This window comes from Luteimonas sp. 8-5 (assembly GCF_029763755.1).
GTDB lineage: Bacteria > Pseudomonadota > Gammaproteobacteria > Xanthomonadales > Xanthomonadaceae > Cognatiluteimonas.
Window position 1 is genome coordinate 1 of the sequence record NZ_JARUVM010000132.1, and the last position, 5,057, is coordinate 5,057.

At 70.3% G+C, this 5,057-nt stretch carries 4 protein-coding genes and 1 pseudogene; all 5 read right to left on the reverse strand.

Annotated elements, in window-relative coordinates:
- A pseudogene (locus tag QAA18_RS11725) lies at positions 1-429 on the reverse strand (glycosyltransferase family 1 protein); the annotation flags it as partial.
- Positions 426-1,619 (reverse strand): glycosyltransferase family 4 protein, encoded by a 1,194-nt coding sequence (locus tag QAA18_RS11730; RefSeq protein WP_279413156.1) that lies wholly within the window; start codon positions 1,617-1,619, stop codon positions 426-428. The gene QAA18_RS11730 and the pseudogene QAA18_RS11725, both read right to left, overlap by 4 nt.
- The gene (locus QAA18_RS11735) at positions 1,556-3,073 is read right to left on the reverse strand and encodes a radical SAM protein (protein WP_279413157.1); all 1,518 of its coding nucleotides are present in this window, start codon (positions 3,071-3,073) and stop codon (positions 1,556-1,558) included. The genes QAA18_RS11730 and QAA18_RS11735 overlap by 64 nt, the downstream gene beginning before the upstream one ends.
- Positions 3,074-3,808: a class I SAM-dependent methyltransferase gene (locus tag QAA18_RS11740; RefSeq protein ID WP_279413159.1), complete on the reverse strand. Its 735-nt coding sequence runs from the start codon at positions 3,806-3,808 to the stop codon at positions 3,074-3,076. It abuts the gene before it with no gap.
- Positions 3,808-5,028: an amidohydrolase family protein gene (locus QAA18_RS11745; protein ID WP_279413160.1), complete on the reverse strand. Its 1,221-nt coding sequence runs from the start codon at positions 5,026-5,028 to the stop codon at positions 3,808-3,810. The genes QAA18_RS11740 and QAA18_RS11745 overlap by 1 nt, the downstream gene beginning before the upstream one ends.
- Between the last annotated feature and the right edge of the window lie 29 nt (positions 5,029-5,057).

Genomic DNA, 5,057 nt, shown 5'->3' on the forward strand with positions numbered 1-5,057 from the left:
TGCTCGCAGCACCAGCGCTTCGCGCAGCCGGCCGGTCCAGCGGCGGCGGCCGCCGTAGCCGATCCCGGGCATCGCAACCAGTTCGCCGCCGGCGACGTGGACCAGGCTGCGCACGCGCAGCAGTCGCGCCGCGATGACGGCGACCAGGCTGCAAGAGCCGGAGAAGATTGCATGGATCCGATCGAACGGCGCCCGCCGGTGCTCCGACCGGATCGCGCCGATGGCGCGCAGGCGCGTCCAGCCGTGGCCGACATTGTGGATGTGCGCGCCGGCCAGCCGCCATCGGCCCGGGCGCGCTTCCTGATGCAGCGCGAACACGTGTACTTCGTGGTATCGCGACAGGCGCGCCAGCAGGGCGAGCAACGCCGGGATCACGCGGTGCTCGCCGCTGCGATCGACGCCGCCGGGTACCACCAGGGCGATCTTCATCGTGTGCTCCGCGCACCGCCCGCGGCCAGGCGTTGGTAGGCGCGCGCCCAGAGCCTCCCGACAGCAGCGAACGACAATTCAGCGTCGAAGTGGGCGCGTACGCGACCGGGTGGGGCGCGGCGCGTCCACGCGTCGACCAGTGCTTCGGCCAGGCGCGCTGGCCTACCGCACGGCCAGAGTCGACCGACCGTGCCATCGCCGGCAAGCGCACGGAATGCGGCGATATCGGTGACGACGGGCATCGTGTCGCAGGCCATTGCTTCCAGCAGCGCATAGCCGCAGCTTTCCGAATGGCTGCCGGAGACGAAGACGTCGGCGGCCTGCAGCAAAGTCTCGACGCGTGCGTGTGGCACCTTGCCGGGCAGGTGCACGCGACCGGCCAGGTGCGGATATGCCCGGATCCGATCCTGGACCTGTTCCAGCAGCGCGGACGTGCCGAACACCATCCACAGTTGCAGGCCGGGCAGCCGCGACGCGGCCGCGGCGACGCCGTCGATCACCGCCAATGGATCCTTGCCGGGATCCAGGTGGCCGATCCAGAGCACGCACGGATCCCCATGGAGGCCGGTCAGGGCGCGCGCCTGCCCACGATCCCCGGGCCTGAAGCGGCTGCTGGACTCGGGGATCGCGAAGACTTCGAGTTGCCTGCCGAAGACGCCCGCATTGCGGAAGGGGCGCGCCAGTCCGGCGGCGGTGAAGGATACGGCAGGGATCTCCGCATAGCACCGCCTCCACGACAGCCATCGCGACCAACGCGGCGGGCGATCGGCATGGTCCTGGCAAAGGATGGGCAACCCGGGCAGCCGGCGGCACAGCGCCAGCACGTCGGCGGCGAAGGCCAATCCATGCACGTGCAGGCAGTCGGCGCCGATAGTCGTGAGTTCGTCTGCGATGCGGCGGCTTCGTCGCGCCGGCGACGACAACCCGGCCACGTCCACGAAGCGGTACTCGATGCCATTGCGCATCATCGACTGGTCGCGCGCCGCCGCCTGCACGACGGTGACGCGCACGCCGCTCCCGGCGGCGATCTCGGCGATGTCCACCAGCGAGTGCCACTGTTCCAGGATGTCCGCGTGCGCGCGTCCCTCCGGCACCGGCAGCAGGTTGGCCTGGACGACATGCAAGGCTACAGGCCCGACACCTGCGGCATGCGCAGGCGCACCAGCCGGTTGGCCAGCTCCAGTTCCCATGGGCGGTCGTAGCGGCCCAGGCGGTAGCGCCAGCCTGCCATCGCGCGCAGCCCGCGTTTGGCCCAGGTGGGGGAGCGCAGGTCCTGCACGGTCGGGTAGCGGCAACGCAACACGGTGACGAAGTCGTGGATGCGCCGGCGCAGCCTGTCGTCGAGCCACGGCGCGTCGGCGTGGCAGGCGTAGTCGACCCAGCGTGGTTGCGCCCATTCCTCCACGGTGGTCGGGAACACCACGGGATTGCCGTCCAGGTCGTGCACCGCCACCGGCGGCCGCCGCCGGCGATCGGATTCGTGACGGCTGGCGTCCGGCAACGGGGTGTAGACGTACACCACGATCTCGGTTTCGGGATTGATCCGCTTCAGCTCGCGGATGAACTCGAAGGTGCGTTCGGTTTCCTCTTCCGTGTTCTCCGGCGGCGCGACCATGAACGACAGTTCCGGGATCACGCCATGGCGCTGGCACAGCTTGACCGCTTCCACGGTCTGGTCCGGGCGCGTGCCCTTGCGGATTTCCTTGAGCATGGCGCCGTTGGGCGATTCGGCGCCGATGTACGCCATCCGCAGGCGGCTCCTGCGCACCAGCGACCAGGTGCGTTCGGAGAGGTTCAGCAGGGCGTCCGCGCGGGCGAAACACCACCACGGCATCGCATGCTCCGCCATGACCTCCAGCAGCGGCACCATGTCCCGCTCGCGGTCGAAGAAGTTGTTGTCGAAGTACTGCACCGAGTCGGCGCCGAGTTCGTGCCGGAAGTAGGCGAGGTCGCGGTCGAGACGCTCGGCGGACGACAGGTGGGTCGCGCCGCCGTACATGGCCGCCACGCCGCAGAAGGTGCAACGGAATCGGCATCCGGTCGCCGCCTGGTGGGCAACCGTGCGCCGCCCGAGATAGGTCCGCGCCAGGTATCGCCGCGGATCGCCCAGCTTTTCGTAGGGCAGCCGTTGTCCGTCGTCGGGAACGGGACTGCCACGCGAGGGGTTGTGCACGATCCGCCCGTCGCGCTTCCATGACAGGCCGGCGATGCGCTCCAGTGCGGGTGCGCCGCCATGCAAGGCGGCAAGCAGTGCCGGGAGGCTTTCGTCGCCCGGCCCGCGGATCGCGTAGTCGACGTCGGGCGAAGCGATCGCAGCGGCGGTATTCAGCGTCGGGAAGTAGCCGCCCCATGCGACGGGGAGATCGGGGTGGCGTTCGCGCACCGCGCGCGAGACGGCCATCGCCGGTGCCAACTGCGGTCCGCCCATGACGGTGACGCCGACCATGTCGTAGCGACCGCGGTCGAGCATCCGCAGGGTCCGGTCGACGAAGTCGCGGTCGACGTTGCCGTCGACGATGCTGCAGTCGCCCGCGCCACTGCGCTCGATCGCTGCGGCCAGATGCAGCAGGGCCAGGGGGAAGCGGGCGCTGCGTCGCGAGGTGATGGTCGGGTTGACCAGCAGGATGCGGGGTGTCGGTGACATTCAGCGGCCTCTACGTCGGTTTGCATGGGGCACGCGCCGCAGTGCCAGTACCAGGGCGACCGGCACCTGGAGCGCCAACGGATCGAAGTGCGCGCCCGGTGCGATGTCGGCGGGATCCAGCATCGGTTCGCGCACGTCCTCGATCTCCAGGCCCACGGCCTTGCAGGCGTCGTGCCAGTGTCCGTACAGGTGTTGCGCATGCCTGACCGCATACGCGGTTCCGCCGGACCTGAAACTGCGGGCCCAGCCCAGTGCCGGTCCGATCGGATGGAAATCGCTGCAAAGCAGGCGCGCGCCCGGCCGGGTCACGCGGCACAACTCGGCAAGGCAGCGACGCAGGTCAGGAAGGTGTCCGATGGCAAGACCGCACAGGCTGAGGTCGGCGCCCCCGCCCGGCATCGGCAGCGCGTCGAGGTTTCCCTGGACCAGCGTGACCCGGCCAGCGTTGCCGGCCTCGCCGACCGCGGCGGCGGCGCGGGCCAGCATTGGCGCCGACAGGTCGACGCCGGTGACATGCCTGGCGCCGCGGGCCAGGGCGTGCAGCAGGTAACGCCCGCTGCCGCATCCTGCGTCGAGTACCGCCAGTCCGTGCAGCGATGCAGGCAACAGCGCGAGCATGGCGCGCTCTTCGGCCAGCATGACCGGATTGTGGGCGTGGGGCGGATAGCTTTCGGCCCACAGGGCATAGGCCTGGGCCGGGTCCAGCAGCGTGGCCGTCGGTGCAGCGATGGTCATCAGCCGCTTCCCGTCGCGCAAGCCGGCTGGCGCATCTCTTCGACAAGCGCCAGCCCGGGTTCCAGCGCAAGCACCTCGGGATCCGCCAGCCAGCTGGCGAGCAGCTTGGGCCGGCCATCGAGCGTCACCGGCACGGCGTCGACGCCGGCGAGCCCGAACCAGTCGCCGAGGTCGGGGTCGGTGATGCAGGGCATGCCGTCGCGCACCACGGCGCGCAACTCGCTCCGGCGAGTGCCTGCAAGCGCGCCGGCGCCGGTGCCGCGATCGTCCGCCACGACGAGCAGGTCGGCGCGATGGCCGGGCAGCAGTGCGCCCCGATCGGAAAGGCGCAGGATGCGCGCGGCGGCGGTGGTCGCAAGCTCGAGCAACTGCATCGGATCCAGCACGCCGTCGGCGAGGATGCCGCGCATCTCTTCGAGCAGGTCGCGCGCGCCACTGAGCCGCGAGTCGGTCCCAAGTGCGAGCCTGCCGGCGGCGAGCAGCCGTTGCGGGTCCAGGGTTGCACCGAGCAGCGCGCGATTGCTCGACGGGCACCACACCACGGCCGCGCCGCGCGCGATCACGCGCTCGATGTCGTGCGCCGACAGCCCGACCCCGTGCACCAGCACGGTGTTGGACGCCAGGCATTCCAGCGCCTCGAGCCTGGCCAGTTCCGCCCGCGAGGCGGCATCCGTGCCCTCGGCAAGGTGGATGATCCATGGATGGCCGCAAGGCGTTTCGGAAAAACTTTGCCGCGGGTCCGGCCCGTACCCGGGCCAGCCGAGTGCATAGCTCCAGCCCTGGTCGCGCAGCACGGATACCGGAAAATCCGGTGCGCCGAAATCGGTGTCCCAGGGGTCGTGGTGCGCCACGCAGGTCGTTCCGGCGAGCAGGTTCTTCAGGGCGCCGTGGTACAGCCGCACCCGTTTGGATACGGCCAGCGCCGCAGCCACTGCAGGATCGCCGAAATGCAGCTTGAATGCCTCGATCCACTCGTAGCTGCTGGCGAACGGTTCGCCTCGCGCCAGCGGCGGAATCGCGTTCACATGCAGGTGGTCGTGGGCATTGACCAGGCCCGGGACGATCGTCGCGCCGCCCAGGTCGATGCGCGCGGCGCCGCGGCGTGGCGCCGGGCCGATGCGTCCTTCGCGCAACGGCAACGGCAGGCCGGTGGCGCCGCCCGGCAATACCGTCAAGGCGCCATGCAGGTCGACTCCGCGCATCGACGTCGGGCGGTCCATGCGTCAGCGCCGTTGCATCACCATGAGGA